This is a genomic window from Actinomadura sp. 3N407 (genome assembly GCF_052245875.1).
In the GTDB taxonomy this organism is placed as follows: Bacteria; Actinomycetota; Actinomycetes; order Streptosporangiales; family Streptosporangiaceae; genus Spirillospora.
In genome coordinates, this window is record NZ_JBQQBP010000004.1 from 503,972 (window position 1) to 521,061 (window position 17,090).

A 17,090-nucleotide genomic window follows, 5' to 3' on the forward strand; every position below is an offset into this window, starting at 1 on the left:
GTCCGCAACCTGCTCCGCACATCCGATCGAGAGAATCACCCACGTGCCCCCGTACCTGCTAGGCCTGCGACTCGGCGGGCGACGCGTCCTCGTCGTCGGCGGGGGACGGGTCGCCCAGCGCCGTGTGCCCGCCCTGCTGGACGCGGGCGCCTCGGTCGTCCTGGTCTCACCGGAGGTCACCGCCTCCCTGGAGGGCCTGGCCGGACGCGGGAAGATCACCTGGCACCGGCGCCCGTACGAGCGCGGCGACTGCGCGGGGGCCTGGCTGGTGCAGGCCGTCACCGACGACGCGAAGGTCAACGGCGACGTGGTCGCGGAGGCGGACGCCGCGCGGATCTGGGCCGTCCGCGCTGACGACGCCGAGTCCTCGCCCGCCTGGACGCCCGCGAGCGGGCACGCGGGCGACGCGACCGTCGGCGTCCTGCTCGGCGGCGACCCCCGGCGCGCCGCGGGCATCCGCGACGCCGTGGTGGCCGGCCTGCGCGACGGCGCCCTGGAATCGCGGCACTCCCGGCGCAAGCCCGCCGGAGTCGCCCTCGTCGGCGGCGGCCCCGGCGATCCGGGGCTGATCACCGTCCGCGGGCGGCAGCTCCTCGCGATGGCCGACGTCGTCGTCACCGACCGGCTCGCCCCCGGCGGGCTGCTGGACGAGCTGGCCACCGACGTCGAGGTGATCGACGCGGCCAAGATCCCCTACGGCCGGACGGTCACGCAGGACGTCATCAACGAGTACCTGGTCGAGCACGCCCGCGAGGGCAGGTTCGTCGTGCGCCTCAAGGGCGGGGACCCGTTCGTGTTCGGGCGCGGCGGCGAGGAGGCCCTGTACTGCGCCCGCCACGGCGTCCCCGTCACGGTCGTTCCCGGCATCACCAGCGCGGTCGCCGTCCCGTCCGCCGCGGGCATCCCGGTCACTCACCGGGGCGTCGCGCAGGAGTTCCACGTCGTCTCGGCGCACGTCCCTCCCGGCCACGAGGACTCGACCGTCGACTGGGAGGCGCTGGGACGTGCGAACGGCACCATCGTGCTGCTCATGGCGGTGGAACGGATGAAGCTCATCGCATCGGCCCTCATGCGCTATGGTCGGTCGTCCGACACGCCGGTCGCCGTGATCCAGGACGGCACCCTCCCCGGCCAGAGGTCCCTGACGGCGACCCTGGGCACGGTGGCCGACGCGATGGCCGCCGGTGAAGTCCGGCCGCCGGCGATCGTGGTCGTGGGCGACGTGGTGAACGTGGCACGAGAGATCGACATGATTCGAGCGGACATGGGACGGGATCCGTGACACCCCCGGCAGAGCGAAGCGCGGTCCACGACGAGGAGGCCGGCGCCGGTCCGGGACGCGGAATCGAGGACTCCGCGGTCCCCGGCGAGGACGCCGCGCCCGATGACGAGGCGCGCGGGCAGGATGCGCGCGAAAAGGACGAGGTGCGCGAGAAGGAGAAGCCGAAGAAGGAAACGTCCGGGAAGGGCGCCGGGAACGAGGCGCGGGCCGGTTCGGAGACCGGCGCCGCCGGGGACGCCAAGCCGAGGCGCGGCCGGCGGGTCGCCAAGCCCGGCGGCGGGACGGTGCGCCAGGGCGAGCTGACCCGGGCGCTGACCAGCCTGCGCGAACAGCTCGGCGCCTTCGACTTTCTGCTGGACGTCCCGGGTGCCGAGGAGGCCCGTGAGGCCCGCGACGAGCTGCGCGGCCAGCTGGAGGACTACGTCCTCCCGCGCATCCAGGCCGCCGGCGCGCCGATGCTCGTGGTGCTCGGCGGGTCCACGGGAGCGGGCAAGTCAACGCTGGTCAACACGCTCGTCGGCGCCCGGGTGAGCGCCACCGGCGTGCTGCGCCCCACCACCAGCAGCCCCATCCTGGTGTGCCACCCCGACCACGTGCAGTGGTTCATGGAGGGGCCGCTGCTGCCCGGCATGGGACGGGTCCGCGGCCCCGCGCCCGACGCCATCGCGGGTGACCAGTTGGTCATCATCGCGAGCGACGTCCTCCCGCCCGGCCTCGCCCTCCTCGACAGCCCCGACTTCGACTCCGTCTTCGAAGACCACTACGAGTTCGCGACGAAGCTGATGGCCGCCGCCGACCTGTGGCTGTGCGTCACCACCGCCGCCCGCTACGCCGACGCCCAGGTGTGGCAGATGCTCCAGCGCGCCAAGGAGAACGGCGCCACCATCGGCGTCGTCCTGTCCCGCGTCCCCCAGGGCGCCGGGCCTCAAGGCGCCGAGGTCGTCGAGCACTTCGGCGAGATGCTGGACGAACACGAGGTCGGCGACGCCCGCCGCTTCACCGTCCCCGAAACGCGCATCGAGAACAGCCGCCTCCCCGAGGAGACCGTCGAGGACATCCGCGCCTGGCTCACCGGTGTCGCCGAAGACGCCGAGGACCGCGAGATCGTCATCAGCGACACCCTCGCCGCCGTCCTGGACAGCTTCCGCACCCGCGTCCCCGAGCTCGCCCGGCAGGTCGAGGCGCAGGTCGAGCAGCGCAGCGAGCTGGCCGCGGAGGTCGAGGCCGGCTACGGCACCGCCCTCGCCGAACTGGACGAGGCCACCCGCAACGGCTCCCTGCTGCGCGGCGAGGTGCTGGCCCGCTGGCAGGACTTCGCCGGCACCGGCGACCTGCTGCGCTCCCTGCACGTCCAGCGGGGCCGGCGCGGCCGCTCCGCCGACCGCCGGAACCGCCGCAGCCCCGCCCGCGTCCGCGCCCTCAAGGCCGCGCTGCGCAGCGGGCTCGAATCACTGATCATGGCGTCCGCCGAGCACGGCGCCGAAGAGGTCCTCGGCCGCTGGCGCGGCCACCCGTCCGGGCGCCAGGTCCTCGCCGGGGCCGGCGCCGACATCGGGCACGTCTCCCCGGAGCTGTCGCGCCGCGTCACCCGGGCCGTCAGCTCCTGGCAGGACCACGTCCAGGAGCTGATCCGCACCGAGGGCGTCACCAAGCGCTCGGTCGCGAAGCTGGTCTCGTTCGACACCGAGGCCGTCTCGCTCGTCCTGATGATCGGCCTGCTCGGGTACGGCACGTCCGACGTGGCCGTCGAGGGCGGCAACAGCGCCGTCCCGCAGCGGCTGCTCAAGGCGCTGTTCGGCGCCGAGTCGCTGCGCGGCATGGGCGCCAAGGCCCGCGCCGACCTGCGCAGCCGCATCGGCATGCTGTTCGACGAGGAGGCCATCCGGTTCGGGCAGGTGCTCGACTCCGCCGGCATCCCCGACGAGACCGTCCCCGTCCAGCTGTACCAGGCCACCTACAACCTCGAGGTCGCCCGATGACTACCTCGGCCCTCCCCGCGAACTCGCCGGCCGGAACCGGCGGGTTCCCGATCGCCGCCCCGGACATGGCCCGCAACGGCGGACCCGCCGACCCGCCAGGACTGACCGACCGGCTCAACGGCCTCGACCGGCTCGTCCACGCGGGCATCGGCCGGCTCGACCAGCCCGTCCTGGACGACGCCGCGGCGCTGCTGAACCGGGCCGGCCAGCGGCTGCGGCTGTCCGGCGAGCACACCGTCGTCACCCTCGCCGGCGGCACCGGCAGCGGCAAGTCGTCCCTGTTCAACGCCATCTGCGGTCTCGAACTGTCGCCGACCGGGATGCGCCGCCCCATGACGTCCCAGGCCCACGCGTGCGTCTGGGGGCTGGACGGCGCGGGCCCCCTGCTCGACTGGCTGGACGTCGACAAGCGCCACCGCTACGCCCGCGCCAGCGCGCTCGACATGGAGCGCGCCGACAGTTCCCTGCAGGGCCTCGTCCTCATCGACCTGCCCGACCACGACTCCATCCAGGCGATGCACCGCGCCGAGGTCGACAGGTTCGTCACCATCGCCGACCTGCTCGTCTGGGTCGTCGATCCGCAGAAGTACGCCGACGCGGCCCTGCACCGCAACTACATCGTCCCGTTCGCCCGGCACACCGGCGTCACCCTCATCGTCCTCAACCAGGTCGACCGGCTCACCCCGCACGAGATCGACGACTGCGTCGCCGACCTGCGCCGGCTGCTGGAGGCCGAGGGCCTCGCCGACCCGCGGATCGTGACCACCTCCGCGGTCGCCGAGGACGGCACCTACGGCTTCCGCGACGTCCTCGTCGACACCGTCGCCGCCCGCCGCGCCCGCACCGAGCGCCTGTCCGCCGACGTCGACCGGGTCGCCGAGCGGTTCACGGACTACCGCTTCACCGCCGAGCCGCCCACCACCGTCGACGACGGCCGCCGCACCGACCTCGTCCAGGCCTTCACCGACGCCGCCGGCGCGCCCGCGGTCGCCGAAGCCATGGAGAGCGCCTACGAGCTGCGCGCCTCCGACTTCGTCGGCTGGCCCGTCGCCGCCATCGTCGCCCGGCTGCGCTCCGACCCGCTCCGCCGGATGCGCCTCACCGAGCTGCGCGAGGAACTCCGCAACGCCTTCACCGGCCCGATCGGCGCCCAGCAGGGCGACGTGGACAACGCGCTCCAGAACGTCACCGAGGGCCTGTCCCAGGAGCTGCCCACCCACTGGGGACGCTCCGTCCGCACCGCCGCCCGCTCGCACGCCACCGAGATCCCCGAGGCCCTCGGCGAGTCGCTCAAGAACGCCCTGCCCACGTTCAACGTGGTGCCCCGCTGGTGGTGGCTGGTCAAGACCTGGCAGTACTTCCTGGTCCTGGTCGCCGCCCTCAGCATCGTGTGGATCGGCTTCCTCGTCGCCTACGGCCTGCTCGGCCTCGGCGGCGACAACCCGGGCCTCATCGGAGAGGCGGGCCTCATCCCGTACGTCGCCGTCCTGGTGGTGTGCACGTTCGGCATGGGCTGGCTGACCTCGTCCGCCTGCCGCAACCTGGTGGCCCTGTCGTCCGCCAAGCACGGCGACAAGATGGAGCACCACATGCGCGTGGGCATCGAGCGCGTCGCGTACGAAAAGGTGATCGGGCCCATCGAGGACGATCTGCAGGTCTACGCCCGCTTCCGCGAAAACGTGGACGTGGCTCTCGGCCGAAGCTGACCGGCCACCGCGCCCGGCCGGTTATCCACAATTTCGCGGCCGCTTCCGCCGCCGGCGCCCGCTGCGCCACCGTTGACGTGTACGCGGAACAGACCCGTACGCGAGACGACGGAGGACGCAGTGAACGAGGCGCACATCACGATCACCGGCTGGGTCGCCGCCGAGCCCCGCTACGCCGTGACGGCCAACGGAACCCCGTTCCTCTCGTTGAGGGTCGGCTGCACGCCCCGCCGCTATGACCGGCAGACCGGCCAATGGCAGGACGTGGAGACGCTGTTCCTGACCGTCAACTGCTGGCGGGGCCTCGCCGACAACGTCAACGCGTCCGAGTTCCCGCGCGGCACCCCGGTCCTGGTCACGGGCCGCCTGCGAATACGCCAGTACGAGCGTGACGGCCAGTGGCGGTTCTCCGCCGAAATCGAGGCGACCACCCTCGGCCCGGACCTCCTGCGCGGCACCGCCGACTTCCGCCCCGTCCAGCGTGGCGGCCCCCTCAGCGAGGAGGACCGCCAACTGGCCCGCGACGCCGCCGACGAATGGGCCCTGGCAGCCCCCACAGAAGAAGAAAAGGAACCCAAGGCCGCCTGACAGTCTCGATCAGGCCACCGCCGGCGACCATGGCCTTCCCATGCGCCCGCATCCAACACCGCTCGGGATGCGCGTGGTACCAGGACGTGGGCCCAAGACTCACTCCCGGACACTGTTCAGGAACGGTTTCTGCGGCGTCAGATCCAGGAAATGCCGCGCATGGTCGTATCCCCCTCAGGATGTGCCGGGACCGCGAATCCGCGGGCCCTGATGCCGGTGGTCCCAACGGCCACCCGCATGTGCGTTCCCGAACGTACCTGTTTCACGCCCCTTCCGCACACGTTGCAACTATCGTGTTACAGAAGGTGATGCACGTAAGGGGGAAGGATGACGGCAGTGCAGTCGTCCGCCGAGGACCGCGGTGGGGAGCTGGCCCGCCGGCCCGGGCGACGGGCGCTACTGGGGCGTCCGTCCCTGCTCGTGATCTATGTGCCGGTGGTCGTGGCCGTTCATATGGGGCTCACCGTCGCGGGGCTGCTCGAGACGCCGTTCCAGGGCGGCGACGTGGCGACGTTCGCCGCCCTGCTGGCGTGCGGGGCGGTGTGCATCGAGGCGTCGCGGCGGCTCGGGATGCCGGCCGGGGTCGCGCGCGACCTGCTGTCGGCGTGGTGGCTGCCGGTCGCGCTGCTGCTGCCCCCGGTGTACTCGCTGCTGATGCCGATACCGCTGCAGGCGCTGCTCCAGTTCCGGGTGCGCCGCACGCTGATCTACCGGCGGGCGCTGGTCTCCGCCGCTTACGGCATCGCCGGCGCGTGCGCGTCCCTGATGTTCCACCTGGTGGTGCCCGAGCCGCTGGAGGGGGCCCCGGAGTGGGTCGTCCAGGCGTACCCGGGCATCCCGGCGGCCGTGGCGTGCGCCGCGCTGTTCACCGTGGTGAACACCGCGATAGTCGCGGTCGCGGCGCACGCGGCGAACCCCGAGAGCCGCTGGCGGGACGTCCTGTGGACGCGGGAGAGCCTGCTCCTGGACGTGGTCGAGCTGTGCGTCGGCACCATCGTCGCGATCACGAGCGCGCTGTCGCTGGGGATGCTCCTCCTGGCGCTGCCGCCGGTGATGCTGCTGCAACGCAGCCTGCTGCACCAGCAGTTGCAGGCGGCGGCGCGGACGGACGCCAAGACGGGGCTGCTCAACGCGGCGGCCTGGCAGCGCGAGGCCGACACCGAGCTGTCCCGGGCGCAGCGCACGCATGACGCCGTGGCGCTGCTGCTGATCGACATCGACCACTTCAAGAGGGTCAACGACACCCACGGGCATCTGATGGGCGACCAGGTACTGGTCGGGGTGGCCAGCACGCTGTGCCACCAGCTGCGCGACTACGACGTGGTGGGCAGGTTCGGCGGCGAGGAGTTCGTGGTGCTCCTGCCGGGCGCCGACACCGTCGAGGCGTGCCGGGTGGCCGAGCGCCTGCGCGGCCGCGTCCGCCGGCTGGCGGTCCCCGCCGAGGAAGGCACGGTGACGGTCACGGTGTCGGTGGGCGTCGCGCTTTTCCGTACGCACGGCCAGGACCTGCTGGAACTCCTGGCGTCCGCCGACCTGGCCCTCTACCGGGCCAAGTCCTCCGGCCGCGACCGCGTCTGCCTCCCCGCCCTGGAGGGCCGCCCGAAGCCGTCCGGCGGCTGAACGGTGCCCGCCGAGAGATCAACGTAATTGCCATCGCGCAAACCTCAGCCACCGCCTCAGCCACGACTCCAACCGTCGCGATCGCGCCCGACGCCGGTTTCAAGCTTCCGAGAACCGACCGCGCAGCGAGCTGTCAAGGCGAGCCGCAGCGATTCAGCGATCGGACTCAGCGCCCGACGGTGGAGGGCCGTCGAGGCCTGAAAGAGGTGTGCGCTGCAGTGAGCACTGCGGTGATCGCATGCGGTGGCCGACGGTGGTGGGCCGTCAGGCCTCGAAGGAGGGGTGCTGCGGCGAGGGCTGCGGTGAGGGCTGTGGTGATCGCATGCGGTTCGGCGGTGGTGGCCTTCGGGCTGAAGCCGGCGAGCACTGCAATAAACACCCCTCGGGACCCTCTAGGCTTGACGATATGGCCGAGTACATCTACACGATGCAGCGTGTGCGCAAAGCACATGGCGACAAGGTCGTCCTCGACGACGTCACCCTGCACTTTCTTCCGGGCGCCAAGATCGGTGTTCTGGGGCCGAATGGCACCGGTAAGTCGACGCTGCTGCGCATGATGGCCGGTCTGGAACAGCCCTCCAACGGCGATGCGCGCCTCATGCCCGGGTTCACCGTCGGCATGCTGCAGCAGGAGCCCCCGCTGAACGAGGAGAAGACCGTCCTCGGGAACGTGCAGGAGGGCGTCGCCGAGACCAAGGCGATGGTCGACCGATTCAACGAGATCGCCGAGAAGATGGCGACGGACTACTCCGACGAGCTGATGGAGGAGATGGGCAAGCTCCAGGACAAGCTCGACCACCGCAACGCGTGGGATCTCGACAGCCAGCTGGAGCAGGCGATGGACGCGCTCCGCTGCCCGCCGGGGGACGCCGAGGTGACGACCCTGTCGGGTGGTGAGCGCCGGCGCGTCGCGCTGTGCAAGCTGCTCCTGGAAGCCCCCGACCTGCTGCTGCTGGACGAGCCGACCAACCACCTGGACGCGGAGAGCGTGCAGTGGCTGGAGCAGTTCCTCGCCAAGTACGAGGGCACCGTCCTGGCCGTCACGCACGACCGGTACTTCCTCGACAACGTGGCCACGTGGATTCTGGAGCTCGACCGGGGGCGCTGCTACCCGTACGAGGGCAACTACTCCGTCTACCTGGAGAAGAAGGCCGACCGGCTGAAGGTCGAGGGCAACAAGGACGCCAAGCGCAAGAAGCGCCTGCAGGACGAGCTGGAGTGGGTCCGGTCGAACCCGAAGGCGCGGCAGACCAAGAGCAAGGCGCGGCTGGAGCGGTACGAGGAGATGGCCGCCGAGGCCGCCAAGTACCGCAAGCTGGACTTCGAGGAGATCCAGATCCCGCCGGGTCCCCGTCTGGGCAACACGGTGATCGTCGCCGACAAGCTGACGAAGGGCTTCGACGACCGGCTGCTGATGGACGACCTGTCGTTCACCCTGCCCCCGAACGGCATCGTGGGTGTCATCGGCCCGAACGGCGTCGGCAAGACCACGCTGTTCCGCATGGTCGTGGGCGAGGAGCAGCCGGACGCGGGTGAGCTGCGGGTCGGTGGCACGGTCAAGGTCTCGTACGTCGACCAGGGCCGCGGCGGCATCGACCCGAAGAAGACGGTGTGGCAGGTCGTGTCCGACGGCCTCGACCACATCAACGTCGGCCAGGTCGAGATGCCGTCCCGCGCGTACGTCGCGGCGTTCGGGTTCAAGGGCCCCGACCAGCAGAAGCCGGCGGGCGTCCTGTCCGGCGGCGAGCGCAACCGGCTCAACCTGGCGCTCACGCTCAAGCTGGGCGGCAACGTCCTGCTGCTGGACGAGCCGACGAACGACCTGGACACCGATACGCTGTCCAGCCTGGAGAACGCCCTTCTGGAGTTCCCCGGCTGCGCCGTGATCACCTCGCACGACCGGTGGTTCCTGGACCGCATCGCCACGCACATCCTCGCGTGGGAAGAGGGCTCGAACTGGTTCTGGTTCGAGGGCAACTTCGCCGACTACGAGAAGAACAAGATCGAGCGGCTGGGCGCCGACGCCGCCCGCCCGCACCGGGTGACGCACCGCAAGCTCACCCGCTGACCGTCGAACGGGTTCGCACGGCCGCGTGATCACCACATGATCGCGCGGCCGTCCGCGTCCGCGCTCCGATGCCGAGTGATACAAGCTGCGCATCGAACGATGCGTATTTCGTGTTGGACAGGTATCGATTCCGTCTCCTATCGTCCGGGTTGACCCACCCCGCCTGACCGAGGAGGACGGACGATGGCGCAGCTCACCGGACACATGGTGATCGGCTTCGAGCGCGTCGCCGGGACCGGCACGGCGATCAACGCCGTGGACCCCCGCACCGGTGAACGTCTCGACCCGGAGTACCGCTACGGCGGCGACGCCGAGGTGAACCGGGCCTGCGCCCTGGCCGACGAGGCGTTCGGCGCCTACCGCGCGACGTCCGCCGAGCACCGCGCCGCGTTCCTCGAAGCGATCGCGGGCAGGCTGGACGACCTCGCCGACGATCTCGTCGGCCGCGCCACGTCCGAGACGGGGCTCCCCGTGCCGCGTGTGACCGGCGAGGTCGCCCGCACCACCGGGCAGCTCCGGCTCTTCGCCGGAGACCTCCGCGCTGCCGGCGGCACCGGAGACGGACTGGAGGGCGCGGCCGAACCGTTCGTGAGCGTTGATCCCGCCGGTGACGGCGGGCCGGAGATCAGGCAGGGGAGGGTGCCGCTCGGGCCGGTGGCGGTGTTCGGGGCGAGCAACTTCCCGCTGGCGTTCTCGGTGGCGGGTGGGGACACGGCGTCGGCGCTGGCGGCCGGCTGCCCGGTGATCGTGAAGGCGCATGACGCCCACCCCGGGACGTGCGAGCTGGTCGGGCGGGCCGTGTCGGACGCCGTCCGGGAGGCGGGGCTCCCCGAGGGTGTGTTCTCGATGCTTTACGGGGACGGCCCGACGCTCGGCATCGCGCTCGTCACGGACCCGCGCGTCCAGGGCGTCGGGTTCACCGGGTCGCGGGCGGCGGGCCTGGCGATCGCGAAGGCGGCGGCGAACCGGCCGAGGCCGATCCCGGTGTACGCGGAGATGAGCAGCGTCAACCCGGTGTTCCTGCTGCCGGAGGTCCTCGCGGCGCGTGGCGGCGAGCTGGCCGACGCGTTCGTCGGTTCCGTGACGCTCGGTACGGGCCAGTTCTGCACGAACCCGGGACTGGTCTTCGCGGTCAGGGGCCCGGCGCTGGACGCGTTCCTGGACGCGGCCGCGAAGGCCATCTCCAACGACCCGGGCGGGCCCATGCTGACCCCCGGTATCGCGCGCGCCTACGCCGAGGGTGTGGCACGGCTCGAACGGCATCCGGACGTGGAGATCCTCGCGCGTGGGCGGGAGCCCGATGCGGTCGTGGGAGGCGCGGCGGCGCTCGCCGCCGTGGACGCCGAGCGCTTCGGCCCCGACCTGCAGGAGGAGGTCTTCGGTGCGTGCTCGCTGGTCGTCCGGTGCGCGGACCTCGGCCAGGTCGGGGAGGTGGCGCGCGGGCTGGAGGGGCAGCTGACCGCGACGATCCACGCCGGCCCCGGCGACCGGGAGGCGGCGGCGCGGCTGCTGCCCGTCCTGGAGCGCCTGGCCGGGCGGATCGTGTGGGACGGCTGGCCCACCGGCGTGAGAGTGGGGCATGCGATGGTCCACGGCGGGCCCTTCCCGGCGACGTCCGACTCGCGGACGACGTCCGTGGGGAGCCTGGCCATCGAACGGTTCCGGCGGCCGATCGCCTACCAGGGGACGCAGCGATGAGCACGCCGGTCGTCACCGGGATGCGCGTCGTGCCCGTCGCCGGGCACGACAGCATGCTGCTCAACCTGGGCGGTGCGCACGGGCCGTTCTTCACGCGGAACCTGCTTCTGCTCACCGACTCGTCCGGCGCCACCGGTGCCGGCGAGGTGCCGGGCGGCGAGGGCATCCGGCGGACGCTGGAGGACGCGCGTGAACTGGTCGTCGGCAAGCCCATCGGACGGTCCGACGAGATCCTGAACGCCGTCCGCGCCACGTTCGGTCATCTGGACGCGGGCGGGCGCGGACCGCTGACGCATGACACCAGGGTCACCGTCCACGCGGTCACCGCGATCGAGTCGGCGCTGCTGGACCTGATGGGGCGGTTCCTCGGCGTCCCGGTGGCCGCGCTGCTCGGCGACGGCGTCCAGCGGCGGGCGATCCCGATGCTCGGGTACCTGTTCTACATCGGCGACCGCCGCAGGACCGACCTTCCGTACGAGGCGCCGCCGGAGGACGCGGACGGCTGGTTCCGCGTCCGGCACGAGGAGACCATGACGCCGGACGCGATCGTCCGGCAGGCGGAGGCGGCGCGGGAGCGGTACGGGTTCGCCGACTTCAAGCTCAAGGGCGGCGTGCTGACGGGCGACGAGGAGGCCGAGGCGGTGCGGGCGCTGGCCGGGCGGTTCCCCGACGCGCGGATCAACCTGGACCCGAACGGCGCGTGGTCGCTGGACGAGGCCGTCCGGCTGGGCAGCGCGCTCAAGGACGTCCTCGCGTACGCCGAGGACCCGTGCGGCGCCGAACTCGGCTATTCGGGCCGCGAGACGATGGCGGAGTTCCGCCGCGCCACCGGCCTGCGCACCGCCACCAACATGATCGCGATCGACTGGCGGCAGCTCGGCCACGCGATCCGGCTGGACGCGGTGGACATCCCGCTCGCCGACCCGCACTTCTGGACGATGCGCGGCTCGGTGCGGGTGGCGCAGCTGTGCCAGGCGTGGGGGCTGACCTGGGGCTCGCACTCCAACAACCATTTCGACGTGTCGCTGGCGATGTTCACCCACGTCGCCGCGGCCGCGCCGGGCGAGATCACCGCGATCGACACGCACTGGATCTGGCAGGACGGCCAGCGCCTCACCAAGGACCCGCTGCGCATCGTGGACGGGCGGATCGCGCTGCCCGAGGCGCCCGGCCTCGGCATCGACATCGACGAGGGGCGGATCGAGGCCGCGCACCGGCTCTACGTCGAGCACGGGCTGGGCGACCGCGACGACGCGGCCGCGATGGAGTACCTGGTCCCCGGCTGGACGTTCGACCCGAAACGCCCTTGCCTCGTCCGCGGCTGACGGGAGCGCCCGGGGGAGCGGGCAGGGCGGAAACCTACTGCCGGTAACATCGGACCGGACCCGGTTTCCCCCGTACCCCCAGGCGAGGACATGCAGCAGACCGACCTGCCCGCGGCCGAGTACCGGCACGTCTACGAGTTCAACATCCGGTTCGGTGACATCGACTCCCAGGGCCATGTGAACAACGTGAAGTTCCTCGGCTACCTGGAGGACGCGCGGCTGGAGATGTTCCACGGCGACCCGGTGCGCAAGGGCGAGAAGCCCGTCCGCGGCATGGTGATCTCGCGGCATGAGATCGACTACCGGACGCCGCTGCTGCCGACGGTGTATCCGATCCGGGTGGAGACGTGGGTGACCGAGGCCCGCGTGGCGTCGTTCAAGCTGGCCTACGAGGTACGGGACGACGAGAACGTCTACGCGGAGGCGACCTCGACGCTCGTCGCATTCGATGTGGAGTCGAACCGGCTACGCCGTTTCACCCCGGAGGAGCGGGAGTTCATCGGCCGCTACGCGGCACCGTCGGCATGACGGCGCTCGCGGAGCCGCCCGCCCCGATGGACCGTCTCCATCCCGGGGTGCGGCTGCGGGTCGTGCAGATGGCGGACGCGGAGGAACTCGCCGCGCTGTATGCGGCGAACCGCGACTACCTGCGTCCCTGGGAGCCGGAGCGCGACGACTCGTATTACACCGTCGACGGCCAGCTCGACAATTTGCACGACCTGGTCGAGGCGTATGCGACGCAGGAAATGTGGCCGGGCGTCATCTTGGTCGACGGTGAGATCGCCGGACGGATCACGCTCAACAATGTTCTGCGCGGCCCCTTGCAGAGCTGTTTCGTCGGGTACTGGGTGGCGCGTGAGCACACCGGACGCGGTGTCGCTACCGAGGCGCTGCGGCTGGTGCTGGACGTGGCGTTCGATGCGCTCCGTCTGCACCGTGTCGAGGCGTTCACGAGGATGGACAACCTCGCGTCGCAGAAAGTTCTGGAACGCAACGGCTTCACCGCCGTGGGGACGGCGCGCCGGCACATTCACCTGGACGGACGCTGGCACGACGAACGGCTTTTCGAGCGCCTGGCCCCCTGGGACGACGGGATCGCGCTGAATCCGCCCGCCTGACGCGCGTCTAGCGATCATTCTTACCGGGTATTACCGGAAAGAATAGGTTCGTCCTCGCCGGAGAAAGTGTCCCATGTCCCCCTATCTCGCTGCATGGATCTTCTGGGTCCTGATGTTCCTCGCCATCGAACTGCCCGCGGTCTTCAACCGGCAGTCCGGCGACACCCTTTCCGAGGTCGTCTGGAACGTGTTCGCCATCCGCGGCAAGCCGGCCGGCTGGCAGTTGCGGCGGCTGGCCCTCGTCCTCGGACTCGGCTGGCTGGTCGCCCACCTCCTGACCGGCGGCGCCATCTGACGGGTGATGGTTTGTACGCCATCTGTCCGTTGTCCGCCTGCCTGCCCCGGTGGCAACCGAGCTGTCACGGATAGGTAACAAGCGAAGCAGCAATCCGTTTTTGGCCTACTTCTCCCCCTAGTGTCGCGACGCGATTGTGGAGAACCCACGTGAAAGGGGCACAATGCGGCGCGTCTCACGAGGAGCGACGGCACTGCTGCTCGCCGCGGGAATGACCGCGGCCGGCGCCACGGCGGCGCAAGCGGCCACCGCCCAGGCGGGCACCGACCGGACCGGCGTGGCCCAGGCGGGCACCGTCCGGACGGGCGACATTCTCGCCCGGCTCAAGGCGATTCCCGGAATGGAGGTGACGGAGAAGACCTCGACGTTGCCCGGCTACCGCTGGTTCTGGCTCGAATACAGGCAGCCGGTCGATCACCGAAATCCCCGCGGGCAATGGTTCGAGCAGCGCATCATGCTGCAGCACAAGTCCACCGAACGGCCGATGGTGCTCTACACCAGCGGCTACCACACCCCCGAGGTGATGTTCACCTCCGAGCCGACCGCGCTGGTCGACGGCAACCAGATCTCCATCGAATACCGCTACTTCAGCCCGTCCCGCCCCGTCCCGACCGACTGGCGCAAGGACACGATCTGGCAGGCCGCCACCGACGAGCACCGGATCATCCGCGCACTGAAGAGGATCTACAACGGGAAGTGGATTTCGACGGGCGCCAGCAAGGGCGGCATGACGGCCGTCTACCACAAGCGTTTCTACCCGCGTGACGTCGACGGAAGCGTCGTCTACGTGGCGCCGAACGACGTCCGCAACAACGACGACCGCGCCTACGACAGGTTCTTCGAGACCGTCGGCACCGACCCCGAATGCCGCGCCCACCTCCAGGCGCTCGCCCGGGAGTTCCTCAAGCGCCGCCCCGAAATGCTCAAGCGCTTCACGGACGCAGCCGAGAAGAACGGCTGGACGTTCGACATCCTGCGCACCCCCGACCGGGCGTTCGAGAACTCGGTGATGGACTACGAGTGGGCGTTCTGGCAGTACAGCCTGCAGTCCGACTGCGCGGACCTGCCGCGGGTGGACGCCTCCGACGACGACCTCTACGACACGCTCGACACCATCTCGGGGCTGTCGTTCTACACCGACCAAGGCCTCGCGCCCTACATCCCGTACTTCTACCAGGCGGGCACGCAGCTCGGCTGGCCGTCACCGAAGTTCAAGCACATGCGCCACCTGCTGCGGTACGCGAGCAGCTACCACCCGCGCACCTACGTCCCGCGTGACATCCCGATGCGGTTCGACCACGGCCGTGCGATGCGCGACATCGACCGCTGGGTGCGCGGGCACGCGAACCACATGCTGTTCCTGTACGGCTCGAACGACCCGTGGGGCTCCGAGCCGTTCCGCCTCGGCCACGGCAGCCGGGACTCCGCCGTCTACGTCGCCGAGGGCGCGAACCACAGCGGACGCCTGATCGACAAGCTGCCCGCCGACCAGAGGTCCAAGTCCATCGCCTACATCCAGCGCTGGGCGGGCGTCGAAACCGGCCCGCAGACGCTCAAGTCCGGCCCAAGGGCCGACGACCCGCTCCAGATCCAGCGCCCGCCGCTGTAGTTCAGTCTCGCGGTGTGCCGTCCTATGCGTTGACCCCTCGCATGGGCCGGCACACCGTGTCCAGCGCGGGCGGTCCTAGGACAGGTTCGGAAGAGCCTTGGCCACCGCGCGAGCGCGTTACCTCATCGGGAAGATCGCGAAGCGATGCCGCGCTCGCAGGCGCCTCCGCCGCCGGGCCAGGTCACGGTACGTGCCGCCAGGCGAGTGCCGTGGGCCGGGACTTCAGGAACGCAGCCAGGCGGCCCCGTTGCCGGGAAGCAGTTCGCCGTAGAGGGGGGTGCTGGCCAGCAGCAGGGTGCCCGGCGGGAGCCGCACCGGGTTCTCGCCGCAGTTGAGGGCGCAGGTGAGCGGGCCCCGCCTGAAGAAGACGGCCGTGTCGGGGGAGTCGAGCCACTCCACGTCGTCCGGCAGGCCGTCCAGCATGCGGCGGCGCAGCGCCAGCGCCTCACGGTAGAACGCCAGCATTGAGGACGGATCGGACTCCTGCGCCTCGGCGGTCAGGGACCCCCAGCGTTCCGGCATCGGCAGCCACGGTCGGACGCCGCCGGGAGAGAACCCGTACGGTTCGGCGTCGCCCGACCAGGGCAGCGGGACCCGGCAGCCGTCGCGTCCCGCCAGTTGTCCGTTGGTGCGCTCCCAGACGGGGTCCTGCCTGGCCTCATCGGGCAGGTCGGTCACCTCCGGCAGGCCCAGTTCCTCCCCCTGGTACAGGTACGCGGACCCTGGGAGAGCCAGAAGCATCAGAAGTGCCGCGCGGGCTCTGGCCCACCCGATCCCGGGAACACTTTCCGGCTGTTCGTACCGGGTGACATGGCGAACCGAGTCGTGACTGGACAGCACCCAGGTGGGCGCGGACCCGTTGGGTGCGACGGCCTTCATCGCGGCCGTCGCCACATCACGGAACGCCGTGGCCGACCACGAGGCGAGTTGCAGGTCGAACTGGAAGACCTGGTGCAGTTCGTCTGGGCGCAGGTAGAGCGAGAGGTCCGCCGGCCCGTCCGTCCACACCTCGCCTATGGCCATGCGGTCGCCGTCGTAATCGTCGAGGATCTGCCGCCACCGGCGGTACACGTCGTGGACTTCGGGACGACTGTAGATGGGGCCGTTCAGGACGCGGCGGTCCCGTCCGTCGAGGTCGCGGAACGACGCGTCCTTGAACAGGCCGGCGGCCACGTCGATGCGGAAGCCGTCCACGCCGCGGTCGAGCCAGAACCGCAGGATCTCCTCGAACTCGCGCTGCACCTCCGGGTTGCGCCAGTTGAAGTCGGGCTGCTCGCGCGCGTAGAGGTGCAGGTACCACTCGCCGCCGTCCACCCGCGTCCAGGCGGGGCCGCCGAACGCGGACGGCCAGTCGTTGGGCGGCTGCTCCTCGCCGGGACGTTCCCCTGGCTTGCCCGGCCGGAAGATGTAGCGGGAACGCTCGGGTGACCCTGGCGGCGCGGCGAGCGCCTCCTCGAACCAGGGATGCCGGTCCGACGAGTGGTTCGGGACGATGTCGACGATCAGCCGCAGGCCGTGCGCGTGCACGTCCGCGACGAGGGCGTCGAAGTCGTCCAGCGTGCCGAACCGCGGGTCCACGTCGCGGTAGTCGGCGACGTCGTAGCCGCCGTCCGCGAGCGGGGAGGTGTAGAACGGCGTGAGCCAGAGCGCGTCCACGCCGAGGTCGCGCAGGTACCCGAGGCGAGAGCGGATCCCCTGGAGGTCACCCTCACCGTTCCCGTCGGAGTCGGCGAAGCTGCGGACGTAGACCTCGTACACGACGGCGTTGCGCCACCACGGGATTCGCGTCATAAAGGCCGATC

13 protein-coding genes are annotated in these 17,090 nt (G+C 70.9%); 12 read left to right on the forward strand and 1 reads right to left on the reverse strand.

Annotated elements, in window-relative coordinates; translation table 11 throughout:
- Positions 1-43 precede the first annotated feature (43 nt).
- From cobA to ACTWPP_RS13020, 12 genes are all read left to right on the forward strand, one after another.
- The gene (gene cobA / locus ACTWPP_RS12965; RefSeq protein WP_443104453.1) at positions 44-1,282 is read left to right on the forward strand and encodes a uroporphyrinogen-III C-methyltransferase; all 1,239 of its coding nucleotides are present in this window, start codon (positions 44-46) and stop codon (positions 1,280-1,282) included.
- Entirely contained in the window at positions 1,279-3,261 is a 1,983-nt protein-coding gene (locus ACTWPP_RS12970; RefSeq protein WP_443104454.1) for an AAA family ATPase, read from the forward strand. Before cobA ends, ACTWPP_RS12970 begins: the two co-directional genes overlap by 4 nt.
- Complete coding sequence (locus ACTWPP_RS12975; RefSeq protein WP_443104455.1) at positions 3,258-4,967, forward strand: GTPase family protein; 1,710 nt, start codon at positions 3,258-3,260, stop codon at positions 4,965-4,967. The genes ACTWPP_RS12970 and ACTWPP_RS12975 overlap by 4 nt, the downstream gene beginning before the upstream one ends.
- Before the next feature lie 120 nt (positions 4,968-5,087).
- Entirely contained in the window at positions 5,088-5,555 is a 468-nt protein-coding gene (locus ACTWPP_RS12980; RefSeq protein ID WP_443104456.1) for a single-stranded DNA-binding protein, read from the forward strand.
- Between the two features lie 327 nt (positions 5,556-5,882).
- Positions 5,883-7,175 (forward strand): GGDEF domain-containing protein, encoded by a 1,293-nt coding sequence (locus tag ACTWPP_RS12985; protein ID WP_443104457.1) that lies wholly within the window; start codon positions 5,883-5,885, stop codon positions 7,173-7,175.
- A 406-nt stretch (positions 7,176-7,581) separates the two neighbouring features.
- Positions 7,582-9,243 carry an energy-dependent translational throttle protein EttA gene (gene ettA, locus ACTWPP_RS12990; RefSeq protein ID WP_443104458.1) on the forward strand — a complete coding sequence of 554 codons (1,662 nt, stop codon included), beginning with the start codon at positions 7,582-7,584 and terminating at the stop codon, positions 9,241-9,243.
- A gap of 183 nt (positions 9,244-9,426) precedes the next feature.
- A complete protein-coding gene (locus tag ACTWPP_RS12995; protein ID WP_443104459.1) occupies positions 9,427-10,941 on the forward strand; it encodes an aldehyde dehydrogenase (NADP(+)) in 1,515 nt (504 codons plus the stop codon).
- Complete coding sequence (locus ACTWPP_RS13000; RefSeq protein WP_443104460.1) at positions 10,938-12,266, forward strand: enolase C-terminal domain-like protein; 1,329 nt, start codon at positions 10,938-10,940, stop codon at positions 12,264-12,266. The genes ACTWPP_RS12995 and ACTWPP_RS13000 overlap by 4 nt, the downstream gene beginning before the upstream one ends.
- A gap of 90 nt (positions 12,267-12,356) precedes the next feature.
- Positions 12,357-12,794, forward strand: coding sequence for an acyl-CoA thioesterase (locus tag ACTWPP_RS13005; protein ID WP_443104461.1), 438 nt, complete (start codon positions 12,357-12,359; stop codon positions 12,792-12,794).
- Positions 12,791-13,384: a GNAT family N-acetyltransferase gene (locus ACTWPP_RS13010; protein WP_443104462.1), complete on the forward strand. Its 594-nt coding sequence runs from the start codon at positions 12,791-12,793 to the stop codon at positions 13,382-13,384. The genes ACTWPP_RS13005 and ACTWPP_RS13010 overlap by 4 nt, the downstream gene beginning before the upstream one ends.
- 73 nt (positions 13,385-13,457) lie before the next feature.
- Entirely contained in the window at positions 13,458-13,679 is a 222-nt protein-coding gene (locus ACTWPP_RS13015) for a hypothetical protein (protein ID WP_443104463.1), read from the forward strand.
- Positions 13,680-13,842: 163 nt separating this feature from the next.
- A complete protein-coding gene (locus ACTWPP_RS13020; RefSeq protein WP_443104464.1) occupies positions 13,843-15,288 on the forward strand; it encodes a S28 family serine protease in 1,446 nt (481 codons plus the stop codon).
- A 222-nt stretch (positions 15,289-15,510) separates the two neighbouring features.
- Here the strand turns inward: ACTWPP_RS13020 and ACTWPP_RS13025 are convergent, their stop codons facing one another.
- Entirely contained in the window at positions 15,511-17,079 is a 1,569-nt protein-coding gene (locus ACTWPP_RS13025) for a glycoside hydrolase family 13 protein (RefSeq protein ID WP_443104465.1), read from the reverse strand.
- Positions 17,080-17,090: the final 11 nt, after the last annotated feature.